Origin of the sequence: Nitrosospira sp. Nsp1 (genome assembly GCF_900100985.1) — a bacterium.
Classification (GTDB): domain Bacteria; phylum Pseudomonadota; class Gammaproteobacteria; order Burkholderiales; family Nitrosomonadaceae; genus Nitrosospira.
Genome location: NZ_FMUF01000005.1, coordinates 23177 through 38621, shown reverse-complemented (window position 1 = coordinate 38621; position 15445 = coordinate 23177). Strand labels below are relative to the sequence as shown.

Here is a 15445-nt window from a genome sequence, read left to right as displayed (position 1 = left end):
CGTGAATATAAAGGTGCTTTAAAAAGGAACGATCATGGCAAAGAGTAAATTTGAGCGGACGAAGCCGCACGTAAACGTTGGCACGATAGGGCATGTGGATCATGGCAAGACCACATTGACGGCGGCGATCACCATGGTATTGACGAAGAAGTTTGGTGGTGAAGCGAAGAGTTACGCGCAGATAGACTCGGCGCCGGAAGAGAAGGCACGGGGCATCACCATCAACACATCGCACGTCGAGTACGAGACGGTGAAGCGGCACTATGCGCACGTTGACTGTCCGGGCCACGCCGACTACGTCAAGAACATGATTACCGGTGCGGCGCAGATGGATGGCGCGATACTGGTAGTATCGGCTGCGGACGGGCCGATGCCGCAGACCCGCGAACACATCCTTCTGGCGCGTCAGGTAGGGGTGCCCTACATAGTCGTCTACATGAACAAAGCGGACATGGTAGATGACGACGAACTGCTGGAACTGGTGGAAATGGAAGTGCGCGAACTGCTGTCCAAATACAACTTTCCGGGAGACGACACCCCCATCGTCATCGGTTCTGCCCTGAAAGCACTCGAAGGCGACCAGAGCGACATAGGCGAGCCCTCCATATTCAAGCTGGCCGATGCACTGGACAGCTACATACCCGAACCCGTTCGCGCCATAGACGGCCCCTTCCTGATGCCGGTGGAAGACGTTTTCTCCATCTCCGGGCGCGGCACCGTGGTCACCGGACGCGTAGAGCGCGGCATCGTCAAAGTGGGCGAGGAAATCGAGATAGTAGGACTCAAGCCCACCATCAAGACAGTATGTACCGGCGTGGAAATGTTCAGGAAACTGCTGGACCAGGGGCAGGCCGGCGACAACGTTGGCGTATTGCTGCGAGGCACCAAGCGGGAAGACGTCGAGCGCGGCCAGGTGTTGGCCAAGCCTGGCAGCATCAACCCGCACACCAAGTTCACTGCCGAGATATACGTACTGAGCAAAGAAGAAGGTGGACGTCACACCCCGTTTTTCCAGGGCTATCGTCCCCAGTTCTACTTTCGCACCACCGACGTAACAGGTGCGATTGAATTGCCTGCGGGCACCGAGATGGTCATGCCGGGGGACAACGTCTCCGTGACGGTCAACCTGATCGCGCCGATAGCGATGGAAGAAGGTCTGCGTTTTGCCATTCGCGAGGGCGGCAGAACCGTTGGCGCCGGCGTGGTGGCAAAGATTATCGAGTGACGTCACCAAGCTCATTCCAAACATTGAAGACCTTTGTATTCATGTCCGAAATACAGGCCAGTAGCTCAATTGGCAGAGCGTCGGTCTCCAAAACCGAAGGTTGGGGGTTCGATGCCCTCCTGGCCTGCCACCCTAAGAGACGCTATTGAGAGTCATCATAGCTTGCTGCATATTTTTCTAGGGAAGCAAAGCTTCATAATACCACCAACATATTGCATGGAGAGCTGAGGTTGCAAATCGTATGATCAGCTCCTGCACCGCTTCATTTACTGATAAGCATTACAGGCAGAGTGGGATAGAGTAGTGGATAAGATCAAGTTGGGATTCGCGCTTCTGCTGTTGATCGCGGGTATTGCCGGTTTCTATTACCTGAGCGATAGCGCCATGGTAATACGCGTTATTTCCGTGCTCGCCGGTATCGTTCTGGCGGCGGTGGTGGTCTGGTTTACTACCCAGGGCAAACAGTTCTATGCGTTCAGTAGAGAGTCATCGGAAGAAACCCGGAAAGTTGTATGGCCGACCCGTAAAGAGACGATGCAAACTACCGGAATAGTTTTTGGTTTTGTTCTGGTAATGGCTCTGTTTTTATGGATGGTAGACGCGGGCTTGTTGATCGCGGTGAAATATCTGATGGGACAGGAGGGGTGATGGATAAAAAGTGGTATGTGGTTCATGCCTACTCCGGATTCGAAAAGGGTGTGCAGCGCGCGTTGAAGGAACGAATCAACCGTGCCGGAATGCAGGAAAAATTTGGACAGATACTTGTTCCGGTAGAAGAAGTGATTGAGATGAAGGGAGGCCAGAAGAATCTCAGCGAACGGAAATTTTTTCCGGGCTATGTACTGGTCGAGATGGAGATGACCGACGAGACATGGCATCTGGTCAAGAATACGGCTAAGGTAACGGGTTTTATCGGCGGTTCGGCCATGAAGCCGACACCCATCAGCGACAAGGAAGTGCAGAATATTCTCCATCAGATTCAGGAAGGAGTGGAGAAACCCAAGCCCAAGGTTCTTTTTGAAACGGGTGAGGCAGTTCGCGTCAAGGAAGGGCCGTTCACCGATTTCCACGGTAACGTGGAAGATGTCAATTATGACAAGAGCAAGATCAGGGTTTCGGTTTCCATTTTCGGCCGGCCCACGCCAGTAGAGCTGGATTTCAGTCAAGTCGAAAAAGCCTAGGTGTAGAGTGGAATGGGTTGGCGCTCAGGATTGAGCATGCCGCCCTGTTTGTTGTTAACGGGGAGAGCGTAGTAACGTTCGTTTGTACCCAAAAGGAGAATTATTGTGGCAAAAAAGATAGTCGGCTATATCAAATTGCAAGTCGCGGCAGGCAAAGCCAATCCTAGCCCACCGATAGGTCCTGCGCTTGGCCAGCGAGGATTGAATATCATGGAGTTTTGCAAGGCGTTTAACGCCGCGACTCAGAAAATGGAAGTCGGGCTGCCGGTACCGGTTGTCATTACCGCTTACGCCGACAAGAGCTTCACTTTCATCATGAAAACCACGCCGGCGACCGTTCTGATAAAGAAAGCGGTGGGCGTCAGCAAAGGCAGTCCCAAGCCTCATTCCGATAAAATAGGCCGGTTGACACGGAAACAGGCAGAAGAAATCGCCAAAATAAAAACACCGGATTTGACAGCGGCGGACATGGATGCCGCAGTGCGCACGATTGCCGGCAGTGCCCGCAGCATGGGCGTCGAAGTGGAGGGCATATAAATGGCACACGTATCCAAACGTTTCAAGGCGATTATCGAAAAAGTCGATCGTAGCAAGTTTTATCCCCTACCGGACGCTCTCAAGATCATCAAGGAAACCGCCACCGCAAAATTTGACGAGTCCATCGACGTGGCGGTGAATTTAGGTATTGATGCAAAAAAATCCGACCAGGCTGTTCGCGGCTCGGTGGTTCTGCCTGCAGGCATTGGCAAAACAGTGCGTGTCGCCGTATTTGCCCAGGGTGATAAGGCCAAAGAGGCGCTTGCAGCCGGTGCGGATATTGTCGGGTTTGAGGATCTTGCGGAACAGATCAAAGCAGGCAATATCGATTTTGATGTGGCTATCGCAAGCCCTGATGCCATGCGTATTGTCGGACAATTGGGACAGATACTGGGGCCGCGTGGGTTGATGCCCAATCCCAAGGTGGGTACGGTGACGCCGGATGTTGTGGGTGCGGTAAAAAATGCCAAGGCAGGTCAAGTGCAATATCGCGCCGATAAAGCGGGCATCGTTCAGTGCACTATCGGTCGCGCATCGTTTACCGTAGACGCGCTGATACAAAATATGCTGGCGCTGGTGGATGCGCTCAACAAATCCAAGCCCGCCGCCTCCAAAGGTGTTTATCTTAGGAAGATCTCGGTCTCCAGCACCATGGGAACAGGCGTCCGTGTGGATCAGGCCAGCATGCGTTGAGCTTTAAATGCATTAAGTTTAGTGGAATTATTTGTAAGACTTTGGGCCGCCGGAGAGGCATGCCGTACCTGGCATGTTGTACCTGTTCGGCGGGTTGTCAAAGACCGTTGGGGTTGTTGAGCGATGGCAGAGCGTAACGATAAGCTGTGAAGCAGTTTATTGAATGCAAACCATTGCTTGGAACTTAATTGCAAGTAGAGATGGGAGAGAGGCTGAGTAGTGTTTATATCGCTCTCGCTTCTGTTTTTCTCCATCTCAGGCGCCCAGCGCAGATGGCGTGCCCCAAAAACAGGAACAGATTGAACTCCTGATTTAAGGTCGCCGGTTCGCGATAGCTGAGTAGATTGCCAGGTTTGGTTTTGAATTTTATGGGTTTACCCATATCAATCAATACCAGAATCTGAGCTCGGTGTCGCTTTTAACTGATGGAGAATGCCCTTGAGTCTAAATTTAGAAGAAAAGAAGGCAGTAATTGCTGAAGTAAGCGCTCAGGTGGCGAATGCGCAGGCAATCATTATCGCGGAGTACCGCGGTCTTACCGTTGGACATATGACGCAATTGCGCGCGAAGGCGCGTCAATCGGGAATATATTTCAGGGTCGTCAAAAACTCGCTCGCGCGTAGAGCAATTTCAGATACACCATTTTCGAAGCTTTCCGGGCATATGGTCGGTCCGCTTGTCTATGGTATCGGGAGTGATCCCGTTGCGGCGGCCAAGGTGTTGTACGAGTTTTCCAGGACCAATGATAAGTTGGTGATCAAAGCTGGAGCCATGGCTAATTTGCTGATGTCCAGCAATGACGTCGCAAGCCTTGCTTCTCTCCCAAGCCGTGACGAGCTGCTTGCGAAACTGTTGGGTACGATGCAAGCGCCCATTGCCAACTTCGTTCGAACACTCAATGAAGTGCCTACCCGTTTTGTCCGCGGCGTTGCAGCTGTCCGTGACCAAAAACAAGCCGCTTAGTCCGGTTTTAGTATTTCGAGATCGTAATCAATCAGGTTAATAATCAGGAGAAAACCATGGCGATAGCCAAAGCAGAAATTTTAGAATCGATTGCAAATATGACCGTGCTGGAGCTTTCTCAGCTGATTAAGGAAATGGAAGAGAAGTTTGGCGTTTCCGCTGCCGCTGCTACCGTCGTGGCGGCTGCACCCGCCGCCGGTGGTGCCGCCGCCGCTGTGGAAGAGCAAACGGAATTTACCGTAATGCTGACCGCCGTGGGCGATAGCAAAGTAAACGTGATCAAAGTAGTGCGCGCGGTTACCGGACTGGGTTTGAAAGAAGCAAAAGATCTGGTGGACGGTGCACCGAAGGCCGTCAAGGAAGGTATCGCCAAAGCCGATGCGGAAGCCATCCAGAAACAGCTGACCGAAGCCGGCGCAACTGCCGAGATCAAATAAGATAAAACGATAAGACCAGCTGGCGGCGTGAAAGACGCCGCCAGATACTGGCTATTTTAACGTTCGGATTCCCGCATTTTTATGCGCCAGAACACTCAGCACGGTAGCTAAAAAAAGGTACTCTGCTCCAATTTTCTGTCCATCTGTCTTCTGACCCCCCGGAGAGATTCCATGAGCTATTCGTTTACCGAGAAAAAACGTATCCGTAAAAGTTTCGCAAAGCGTGCCAGCGTTTTGCCGATTCCCTTTCTTCTCGCTACTCAAATCGAGTCTTACGCAGCTTTTCTGCAAGCTCAAGTCGACCCTGATTTTCGCGCCACCGAAGGATTGCAGGCCGCGTTCATGTCGATTTTTCCGATCGAGAGCCATTCCAAGAATGCCCGTCTCGACTTCGTTAATTACGTGCTTGGCATGCCGCCGTTTGACGTCAAGGAATGTCAGCAGCGCGGCCTTACCTATGCGTCTCCCTTGCGGGCAAAAGTCCGCTTGACGATCATGGATAAGGAAGCTTCCAAGCCAACCGTGAAGGAGGTAAAGGAGCAGGAAGTCTACATGGGCGAGATTCCGCTCATGACCAACACGGGTTCGTTCGTTATCAATGGAACCGAGCGCGTGATCGTGTCTCAACTGCACCGCTCACCCGGGGTGTTTTTCGAGCATGATCGGGGTAAGACACATTCGTCCGGTAAATTGCTCTTTTCTGCGCGCATTATTCCCTACCGCGGTTCCTGGCTGGATTTCGAGTTTGACCCCAAGGATTACCTCTACTTCCGCGTCGATCGTCGTCGTAAAATGCCGATTACTGTTTTGCTCAAAGCAATAGGCTATACGCCGGAACAAATTCTCGCGGGCTTCTTTTCATTTGATACCTTCCACCTGCCGCAGAAGGGTATCCTCTTTGAACTGATACCGGAACGTTTGCGTGGTGATACCGCCCGTTTCGATATCGTGTCCAAAAGCGGCAAAGTCATTGTCCAGAAAGACAAGCGTATTACCGTCAAGCACGTTCGTGAAATGCAGCAAGCCGGCATAGATAAACTTGCGGTTTCGGAAGATTTTCTGCTGGGCCGCATACTGGGCCATAACGTGGTGGACATGGAAACAGGCGAAGTCCTGGCGCTTGCCAACGATGAGATCACGGAAACGCTGCTCGCCAAACTGCGCGAGGCGGATATAAAAGAGATCCACACCATTTACACAAACGATCTCGATCAGGGCGCATATATATCGCAAACACTGAGAATAGACGAGACCGCGGACCAGATGGCGGCGCAGGTAGCCATCTACCGGATGATGCGCCCCGGTGAACCGCCTACCGAAGACGCCGTCAAGGCGTTGTTCAACGGATTGTTCTACGCACCCGAACGCTATGATCTTTCAGTGGTGGGGCGGATGAAATTCAATCGCCGCATAGGCAAGACCGAACTGGATGGTTCTACAACGCTGTCCAATGACGACATTATCGCAGTGATCAGGATTCTGGTCGAATTGCGTAATGGCCGTGGTGAAATCGACGATATCGATCACTTGGGTAATCGTCGCGTGCGCTCGGTCGGCGAACTGGCGGAAAATCAGTTTCGTTCGGGCCTGGTACGGGTCGAAAGAGCGGTAAAAGAGCGGCTCAGCCAGGCTGAGTCAGATAATCTGATGCCGCATGATTTGATCAACGCGAAGCCGGTATCGGCTGCGGTGCGCGAGTTTTTTGGTTCCAGCCAGCTATCGCAATTCATGGATCAAACCAATCCGCTTTCGGAAATCACGCATAAACGCCGTGTGTCCGCGTTGGGCCCGGGCGGGCTGACGCGCGAGCGGGCAGGGTTTGAGGTGCGCGATGTACACCCCACTCACTATGGCCGGGTATGTCCGATTGAAACACCGGAAGGCCCCAACATCGGACTGATAAACTCATTGGCGCTGTATGCCCGGACCAATGAATATGGCTTCATGGAAACCCCATACAGTAAAGTGAAGAACGGCCATGTCACCGAAGAGATCGACTATCTGTCGGCCATTGAAGAAGGTCAATTTGTGATTGCCCAGGCAAATGCAGAGCTGGACAGCAATGGCAATTTTACTAACGACATTGTTTCCTGTCGTCACAAGAACGAATTTACCCTTTCAAGTCCGGATCGGATCGAGTACATGGATGTCGCGCCCGCTCAGATCGTGTCGGTAGCCGCGTCGTTGATTCCCTTTCTGGAACACGATGACGCCAACCGCGCGCTGATGGGCTCCAACATGCAACGGCAGGCGGTCCCGTGCCTGCGTGCGGAGAAGCCTCTGGTTGGCACCGGTATCGAACGGGTAGTTGCGGTGGATTCCGGAACAGCGGTAAAGGCGGTGCGAGGCGGTATCGTGGATTATGTGGATGCGAGCCGTATCGTGGTGCGGGTACATGATATTGAAACGCGCGTGGGCGAAGTGGGTGTAGACATATACAACCTGATCAAATACACCCGCTCCAACCAGAACACCAATATCAACCAGCGGCCACTGGTGAAGGTGGGTGACATAATTGCACGCGGCGACGTGGTGGCGGACGGCGCCTCCACGGACAAAGGTGAACTGGCGCTGGGGCAGAACATGTTGGTGGCATTTATGCCGTGGAATGGCTACAACTTCGAGGATTCGATTCTCATCTCCGAGCGTATCGTTGCCAACGATCGCTTCACGTCTATCCATATCGAAGAACTGTCGGTGGTGAGCCGTGATACAAAACTGGGAACGGAAGAGATTACGGGTGATATTTCCAACCTGTCGGAAGTACAGCTTGGACGCCTGGATGCCTCCGGTATCGTTCATATCGGTGCGGAAGTAGAGGCCGGTGACGTATTGGTAGGAAAGGTCACGCCCAAAGGCGAAACCCAATTGACGCCTGAAGAAAAGCTTCTGCGCGCTATTTTTGGCGAGAAGGCTTCCGACGTCAAGGATACATCGCTGCGAGTGCCGTCAGGTATTTCCGGTACGGTCATCGACGTGCAGGTCTTTACCCGGGAAGGTATAGAACGTGACAAACGCGCCCAGCAGATCATCGATGATGAACTGAAGCGATACAAGAAGGATCTGGCTGACCAGATGCGGATTGTGGAAGGGGACGCATTTGCTCGTATCGAGCGCCTGCTCAAGGGTAAGGTTGCAACTGGCGGGCCTAAAAAGCTCGTCAAGGGCGCACCGGTCACCAAGGAATATCTCGATAGTATCGATCCGCATCACTGGTTCGACATTCGTCTTTCCGATGAAGAGGCGAGCTTGCAGCTCGAGCAGATCGAGGAAGGTCTGGCGCAGAAACGCAAGGCGTTCGATGACGCTTTCGAGGAGAAGAAAAAGAAACTTACCCAAGGCGATGAATTGCCGCCGGGTGTGCAGAAAATGGTAAAGGTTTATGTCGCGGTAAAGCGGCGGCTGCAGCCGGGAGACAAAATGGCTGGGCGTCATGGTAATAAGGGTGTTATTTCCAAGATAGTGCCGGTAGAAGATATGCCTTACATGGCGGATGGTACTCCCGTGGACGTAGTACTGAACCCCTTGGGTGTACCGTCGCGCATGAACGTGGGCCAGATCCTGGAAACCCATCTCGGATGGGCAGCGAAGGGATTGGGAATCAAGATCGGCGATATGCTTCGCGTCGGCGGCCAGACTGCCGAGATCCGGGATTTTCTCGATAAGATCTATAACACGAGTGGTAAGCAAGAAGACATTGCTTCGCTTACGGATGTGGAGATACTGGATCTGGCGACAAATCTGACGGATGGCGTGCCCTTTGCAACCCCCGTGTTCGACGGCGCTACCGAGCACGAAATCAAGGATATGCTGGAACTTGCGGGTCTCCCCAGGTCCGGTCAGGTGACGCTTCACGACGGCAGAACCGGTGAGGCGTTCGATCGCCCTGTTACCGTGGGCTATATGCATGTGCTGAAGCTGCATCACCTGGTGGACGATAAGATGCATGCGCGATCAACCGGCCCTTACAGCCTCGTAACCCAGCAACCGCTTGGTGGCAAGGCTCAGTTCGGAGGTCAGCGCTTTGGCGAAATGGAAGTGTGGGCACTGGAAGCGTACGGCGCCGCCTATACCCTGCAGGAAATGCTGACGGTCAAATCCGACGATGTGAATGGGCGCACCAAGGTGTACGAGAGCATTGTCAAGGGCGACCACAAGATCGACGCGGGCATGCCTGAATCATTCAACGTACTGGTGAAGGAAATCCGCTCGCTGGCAATGGATATTGATTTGGATCGGCATTAGCCATGTTGTGTAGAGGTATGGAAGGGTTATTTTTTCCTCGCTTTTCCACGGGAAATTTTATGTATCGATCCCTGATCAACAGGAGTGACAAATGAAAGCACTGCTTGATTTATTCAAACAGGTTACCCAGAAGGAAGAGTTCGATTCGATCAAGATCGGTCTGGCTTCTCCCGAGAAAATACGCTCTTGGTCCTATGGTGAAGTCAAGAAGCCGGAAACCATCAATTACCGTACATTCAAGCCGGAACGGGACGGCCTGTTCTGCGCAAAGATCTTCGGCCCGGTAAAAGACTATGAGTGTCTGTGCGGAAAATATAAACGTCTGAAACATCGCGGCGTGATCTGCGAGAAATGCGGTGTTGAAGTTACGCTGTCGAAGGTTCGGCGTGAGCGTATGGGTCATATCGAACTGGCTTCGCCGGTAGCGCACATCTGGTTCCTGAAATCGTTGCCATCCCGCCTGGGCATGGTTCTGGATATGACTTTGCGTGATATCGAGCGTGTACTCTATTTCGAAGCTTATGTGGTAACGGATCCCGGCATGACGCCTCTTCAGCGGTGTCAGTTGTTGACGGATGACGACTATCGTGCCAAAACGGAAGAATACGGCGACGATTTTCGAGCGAGCATGGGCGCGGAAGGTGTGCGCGATTTATTGGGCAATCTCAACATTCGTGTTGAGATTGATAATCTTCGGCGCGAGATGGGAACAACCGGCTCGGAAACGAAGATGAAGAAAATCTCCAAGCGCCTGAAAGTATTGGAGGCATTCTGTAAATCCGGCATTAAACCGGAGTGGATGGTTTTGGCGGTCCTGCCTGTGCTGCCGCCCGAGTTGCGCCCGTTGGTGCCGCTGGATGGTGGACGCTTCGCCACTTCCGATCTGAATGACTTGTATCGTCGCGTTATAAACCGCAATAATCGATTGAAGCGTTTGCTTGAGTTGAAGGCCCCCGAAATTATCGTGCGCAACGAGAAGCGCATGCTGCAGGAGGCAGTTGATTCGTTGCTGGATAACGGCCGTCGCGGCAAAGCCATGACCGGCGCCAACAAGCGGCCGTTAAAATCGCTTGCCGACATGATCAAGGGAAAAGGCGGACGGTTCCGCCAGAATCTGCTGGGCAAACGTGTGGATTACTCCGGACGGTCGGTCATCGTGGTCGGCCCGCAGCTCAAATTGCACCAGTGCGGCTTGCCGAAGAAAATGGCGTTGGAATTGTTCAAGCCGTTTATCTTCAATAAACTCGAAATAATGGGTATCGCGAGTACCATAAAGGCGGCCAAGCGGGAGGTGGAAAACGAGAGCCCTATCGTTTGGGATATTCTTGAGGACGTTATTCGCCAGCATCCGGTAATGCTGAACCGGGCTCCGACTTTGCATCGGCTTGGAATTCAGGCATTCGAGCCGGTACTGATCGAAGGCAAGGCAATCCAGTTGCACCCATTGGTGTGCGCGGCATTCAACGCCGACTTCGACGGCGACCAGATGGCGGTTCACGTGCCGTTATCGCTGGAAGCGCAAATGGAATGCCGCACGCTCATGATGTCGACCAATAATGTCTTGTCGCCGGCAAATGGTGAACCGGTCATCGTGCCGTCTCAGGATATCGTGCTGGGGTTGTACTACACCACACGGGAAAAAATCAACGCTCGTGGCGAAGGCATGATGTTCGCCAACATCAGCGAAGTTTCTCGCGCCTATGAAAGCCGCATAATCGAGCTGAATGCCAGAATTACTGTGAGAATCAAGGAGTATGACGTAGACGCCGATGGCGAACGTCATGAGAAAACCACGCGTTATGACACCACCGTAGGGCGAGCGCTGCTGTCCGAAATTCTCCCCGCCGGCCTGCCTTTTCCGCTGATGAACAAGGTGCTCAAGAAGAAGGAGATTTCCAAGCTCATCAATGCCAGCTTCCGGCGCTGTGGACTTCGCGAAACGGTCATTTTTGCGGACAAATTGATGTATGCGGGGTTCACCTACGCTACGCGCGCAGGGATATCGATCTGTCTGGATGACATGCTGACGCCGGTACAGAAGAATGACATCATCGGTGCTTCAGAAAGGGAAGTGCAGGAAATTGAGGTTCAGTACACCTCAGGTCTGGTGACACAAGGCGAGCGCTATAACAAGGTAGTGGATATATGGGGTCGTGCTGGCGATCAGGTGGCTAAAGCCATGATGGACCAGCTGGGAGTCGAGCCGATACTCGATCTGGAAACTGGAGAAGTCAAAAAAGACAAGAAAGGCAAGGCACTGACGCAAGAATCCTTCAATTCCATTTATATGATGGCGGATTCGGGTGCGCGAGGTTCTGCTGCCCAGATTCGCCAATTGGCGGGTATGCGCGGCTTGATGGCCAAGCCTGATGGTTCGATCATCGAGACGCCCATCACGGCGAACTTCCGCGAAGGGTTGAACGTGCTGCAGTATTTTATTTCAACGCATGGTGCGCGCAAAGGCTTGGCCGATACCGCATTGAAGACTGCCAACTCCGGTTATCTTACCCGTCGCCTCGTCGATGTGACACAGGATCTTGTGGTGACCCAGGACGACTGCGGCACGAGTAATGGCGTCGTAATGAAGGCCTTGGTCGAAGGTGGCGAGGTCATAGAAGCACTGAGAGAACGCATACTCGGACGGGTGGTCGCGAACGACGTCATCAACCCGGAGCAGCAAACCGTGATTTATCCGGCCGGCGCCCTGCTGGATGAGAGCGCGGTCGATACCATTGAAGCGTTGGGTATAGATGAGGTAAAAGTACGTACTCCGCTGACCTGCGAAACCCGTTATGGTTTATGTGCCAAGTGCTATGGGCGCGACCTGGGACGCGGCACGCCGGTAAACGTAGGTGAAGCCGTGGGGGTGATTGCTGCCCAGTCGATAGGTGAACCGGGTACCCAGCTCACGATGCGCACATTCCACATCGGGGGCGCCGCTTCCAGAACCGCTGTAGCAAGTCAGGTCGAGAGCAAGTCCAACGGTATCGTGCGTTATTCCCCGACCATGCGGTATGTCACCAATTCGCGCAATGAGCTGATTGCGATCTCCCGCAGCGGCGAAGTGGTAGTACATGACGATAACGGCCGCGAGCGCGAACGTCATAAAGCGCCTTATGGCGCGACATTGTTGATCCGTGACGGTGAAGTGGTCAAAGCAGGGCAGATCCTGGCGGCGTGGGATCCGCATACTCGCCCCATCATTACCGAGTACGCCGGCAAGGTTCGCTTCGAGAACGTGGAGGAAGGCGTGACGGTGGCTAAGCAGATAGACGAAGTCACTGGCTTGTCTACGCTTGTCGTGATTGATCCGAAGCGGCGTGGCGTGGTGCAGACGAAGGGCTTGCGTCCGATGGTGAAGCTTCTGGATGAAGATGGCAAGGAAGTGCGGCTCGCCGGGAGCGTTTTATCGGTCAGCATCACCTTTCAAATCGGTTCCGTTATAACGGTCCGGGATGGGCAGCAGGTCAGCGTAGGCGAAGTACTGGCGCGTATCCCCCAGGAAAGTTCAAAAACGCGCGATATCACTGGCGGTTTGCCTCGTGTCGCGGAACTGTTTGAAGCGCGTTCTCCCAAGGATGCTGGCGTACTGGCGGAAGTCACCGGTATCGTATCCTTCGGCAAGGATACGAAAGGTAAGCAACGCCTGGTAATTACCGATCTGGACGGAATCTCTCATGAGTATCTGATACCCAAGGAAAAGCACGTCACGGCCCACGATGGCCAGGTTGTTAATAAAGGAGAGAGCATCGTCGATGGGCCCGCCGATCCGCACGATATTCTCCGTTTGCTGGGTGTAGAAGCGCTTGCACGTTATATCACTGACGAGGTTCAGGATGTGTATCGACTGCAAGGTGTCAAGATCAATGACAAGCACATCGAAGTAATCGTGCGCCAGATGTTGCGGCGCATACAAATCGTGGATGCGGGCGATACACGCTTTATTCCGGGTGAGCAAGTCGAACGTGCGGACATGTTGTCGGAAAACGAAAGCGTGGTGGCCGAGGACAAGCAACCGGCAACCTATGAGTTCATGCTCCTGGGTATCACCAAGGCGTCGCTTTCCACCGATTCATTCATTTCGGCAGCTTCCTTTCAGGAAACCACACGCGTGCTGACTGAAGCGGCAATCATGGGCAAGCGGGATGATCTGCGAGGCTTGAAAGAAAATGTCATCGTCGGTCGGCTTATTCCTGCCGGCACGGGTCTTGCTTTTCATAATACGCGCAAAAAACAGAAACTGTTGTTAAACGCAGGTGAGAAGCCTGGTCTGGGAGAGGAAGATGCGGGAGAAATGCGAAATAGCGGATATACTGTCTAACGAACAAAGAGATTGATCAGCAACTGCCATGCGAGATAACGCCAACATCATATTAATGTCTGGTGGAAAACTAAATCATGCCTATTGATATTGAAGCCATAATTGCCGAGACACGTGGCAAAAACTTCGAACTTTACGAAGACTATATAAATCCGGTGTTCGTCAAGGTACTACGCACGCTCGGTTTCAATCGAACGTGGGTGCGAGGCGAGGGTCCTTATCTTTGGGATGAGCATGGCACGCGCTATCTTGATTTCCTGACCAACTGGGGCGTCTTTAATTTTGGACGCCGCCATCCAACCATTCGCGGCGCATTGCAGCAGGTGCTGGACTCCGACTTTCCCGGATGGATCGGTTTCGACGCTCCACCCCTCGCGGCTGCGCTGGCGCGCGAACTCGTGAAGCGCATGCCGCCCGGTCTGGATACCGTTTATTTCAGCAACTCCGGCACCGAAGCGATCGAAGCTGCGATCAAATTCGCGCGTGCGTATACGGGGCGGCCTTGCACCGCGCATCTTGCCAAAGCCTTCCATGGTCTGACCATGGGGGCGCTATCACTGAATGGGGAAGCGAGTTTCCGGAGGGGTTTCGAGCCAATGCTTCCCGGTAGCTCGGAAGTAAAACTTGGCGATCTCGCCGGCCTCGAGTCACGCCTTGCTCAGGGCGACGTTGCTGCCTTTGTCCTTGAGCCTATCCAGGGCAAGGGTGTCAATATCGCCAGTGATGAGTATATCCTCGGTGCTCAAGAGTTGTGCCGGAAATATGGCACGCTGATGATTTGTGACGAAGTTCAATCGGGCATGGGGCGGACGGGGCGGTTTCTGGCGAGCCAATGGGTTGAAGGACTCCGCCCTGATATCATCTGTCTCTCCAAAGCGATTTCGGGTGGCTATATCCCGCTGGGTGCGACTATTACGCGCCGTGCAGTTTATGATAGCGTTTACGACGGCATGCATCGCGCGATCGTTCATGCTTCGACGTTCGGTATGGGTAATATGGCAATGGCGGCGGGTCTGGCCTCGCTCACCGTTCTGGACGATGAGAAGCTTGCCGATCGCGCCATCGAGTTGGGTGCGCGTTTTCGTGAGGGTATCGAGGCGATGGTGCCCCGCTTCGAATTTCTGAAGGGAGTGCGTCAACGTGGCCTCATGATTGCCATCGAGTTCGGCCAACCGGAATCGATGTCTCTCAGAGCGGCATGGGCTATGGTCAACAAGATGGATGAGAATCTTTTTGCCCAGGCGATCGTTCTTCCTCTCCTGGACGATCATCATATCTTGACTCAGGTAGCAGGGCACGCCATGCCTATCGTAAAAATTCTTCCACCCTTGAATATCAGCGAAGCTGATGTGGATTGGTTCCTGGAAGCGCTTGAGGATGTGATGATAAAATTGCACAAGTTTCCCGGACCGGCCTGGGAGGTATTGAAGAAGCTGGGCAGCCATGCACTTACCGCAAAGCGGCGCGAAGTTCGTGCTGTCTCGAGCTGATATTAAATACCGGATATGCCGAGGTTCGGTTTCCGCCTAAATAATCCAGTCGAGCAGATTCCCAGTCTGGCTTTCCGGCTAATGCGAGGTGACCGCTGAAGTAGGCGCGGTCTGCCGCAGGTACCTTATAAATACTATTTGGTGCTATTGCCGGGCAGCGATAAGGGCGATCCAGATCACAGGTCTGCCGCTATCATGCAGTTGCAGCTATACCATAATGCGTCATCCTGCCAGAGAGTCTTCCGGCCGTGCGCACGCCATTTACCCGGATAAGAGTAAGAGGGACGCCCCAAAGGCCATTTGAGAACAGGTATTTAAGATCCGAAGAATTGTCTTTTCATCAGAAACCAAAA

Annotated in this window: 10 protein-coding genes and 1 tRNA gene; all 11 read left to right on the top strand. The window is 53.2% G+C overall.

The annotated features are described in order from the left end of the window. The first annotated feature begins 34 nt into the window (after positions 1-34). The 11 genes from tuf (at position 35) to BLP78_RS04495 (ending at position 15092) form a co-directional block, all read left to right on the top strand. Positions 35-1225 carry an elongation factor Tu gene (tuf, locus tag BLP78_RS04545; protein ID WP_025040225.1) on the top strand — a complete coding sequence of 397 codons (1191 nt, stop codon included), beginning with the start codon at positions 35-37 and terminating at the stop codon, positions 1223-1225. Between the two features lie 54 nt (positions 1226-1279). Continuing rightward, positions 1280-1355: transfer RNA gene (locus BLP78_RS04540), tRNA-Trp, on the top strand. Between the two features lie 173 nt (positions 1356-1528). Next, positions 1529-1873, top strand: a complete 345-nt coding sequence (secE, locus tag BLP78_RS04535; protein WP_090456957.1) for a preprotein translocase subunit SecE — start codon at positions 1529-1531, stop codon at positions 1871-1873. Beyond that, positions 1873-2406: a transcription termination/antitermination protein NusG gene (nusG, locus tag BLP78_RS04530; RefSeq protein ID WP_025042210.1), complete on the top strand. Its 534-nt coding sequence runs from the start codon at positions 1873-1875 to the stop codon at positions 2404-2406. The genes secE and nusG overlap by 1 nt, the downstream gene beginning before the upstream one ends. A 105-nt stretch (positions 2407-2511) precedes the next feature. Then, positions 2512-2943: a 50S ribosomal protein L11 gene (gene rplK / locus BLP78_RS04525; protein ID WP_025042211.1), complete on the top strand. Its 432-nt coding sequence runs from the start codon at positions 2512-2514 to the stop codon at positions 2941-2943. Continuing rightward, positions 2944-3636: a 50S ribosomal protein L1 gene (gene rplA, locus BLP78_RS04520; protein ID WP_090456954.1), complete on the top strand. Its 693-nt coding sequence runs from the start codon at positions 2944-2946 to the stop codon at positions 3634-3636. 438 nt (positions 3637-4074) lie between these two features. Beyond that, positions 4075-4599, top strand: coding sequence for a 50S ribosomal protein L10 (rplJ, locus tag BLP78_RS04515; protein WP_025042213.1), 525 nt, complete (start codon positions 4075-4077; stop codon positions 4597-4599). A gap of 56 nt (positions 4600-4655) precedes the next feature. Next, positions 4656-5036 carry a 50S ribosomal protein L7/L12 gene (gene rplL, locus BLP78_RS04510; protein ID WP_090456952.1) on the top strand — a complete coding sequence of 127 codons (381 nt, stop codon included), beginning with the start codon at positions 4656-4658 and terminating at the stop codon, positions 5034-5036. Between the two features lie 171 nt (positions 5037-5207). After that, complete coding sequence (rpoB, locus tag BLP78_RS04505) at positions 5208-9281, top strand: DNA-directed RNA polymerase subunit beta (protein WP_090456950.1); 4074 nt, start codon at positions 5208-5210, stop codon at positions 9279-9281. Between the two features lie 91 nt (positions 9282-9372). Next, positions 9373-13602, top strand: coding sequence for a DNA-directed RNA polymerase subunit beta' (gene rpoC, locus BLP78_RS04500; protein WP_090456948.1), 4230 nt, complete (start codon positions 9373-9375; stop codon positions 13600-13602). A gap of 77 nt (positions 13603-13679) precedes the next feature. Then, positions 13680-15092 (top strand): aspartate aminotransferase family protein, encoded by a 1413-nt coding sequence (locus tag BLP78_RS04495; protein ID WP_090456946.1) that lies wholly within the window; start codon positions 13680-13682, stop codon positions 15090-15092. Positions 15093-15445: the final 353 nt, after the last annotated feature.

Coding starts and splice junctions, on each gene's coding strand:
- rpoB (WP_090456950.1), top strand. CDS start 5,208: ATGAGCTATTCGTTTACCGAGAAAAAACGTATCCGTAAAAGTTTCGCA.
- nusG (WP_025042210.1), top strand. CDS start 1,873: ATGGATAAAAAGTGGTATGTGGTTCATGCCTACTCCGGATTCGAAAAG.
- rpoC (WP_090456948.1), top strand. CDS start 9,373: ATGAAAGCACTGCTTGATTTATTCAAACAGGTTACCCAGAAGGAAGAG.
- tuf (WP_025040225.1), top strand. CDS start 35: ATGGCAAAGAGTAAATTTGAGCGGACGAAGCCGCACGTAAACGTTGGC.
- rplL (WP_090456952.1), top strand. CDS start 4,656: ATGGCGATAGCCAAAGCAGAAATTTTAGAATCGATTGCAAATATGACC.
- rplA (WP_090456954.1), top strand. CDS start 2,944: ATGGCACACGTATCCAAACGTTTCAAGGCGATTATCGAAAAAGTCGAT.
- BLP78_RS04495 (WP_090456946.1), top strand. CDS start 13,680: ATGCCTATTGATATTGAAGCCATAATTGCCGAGACACGTGGCAAAAAC.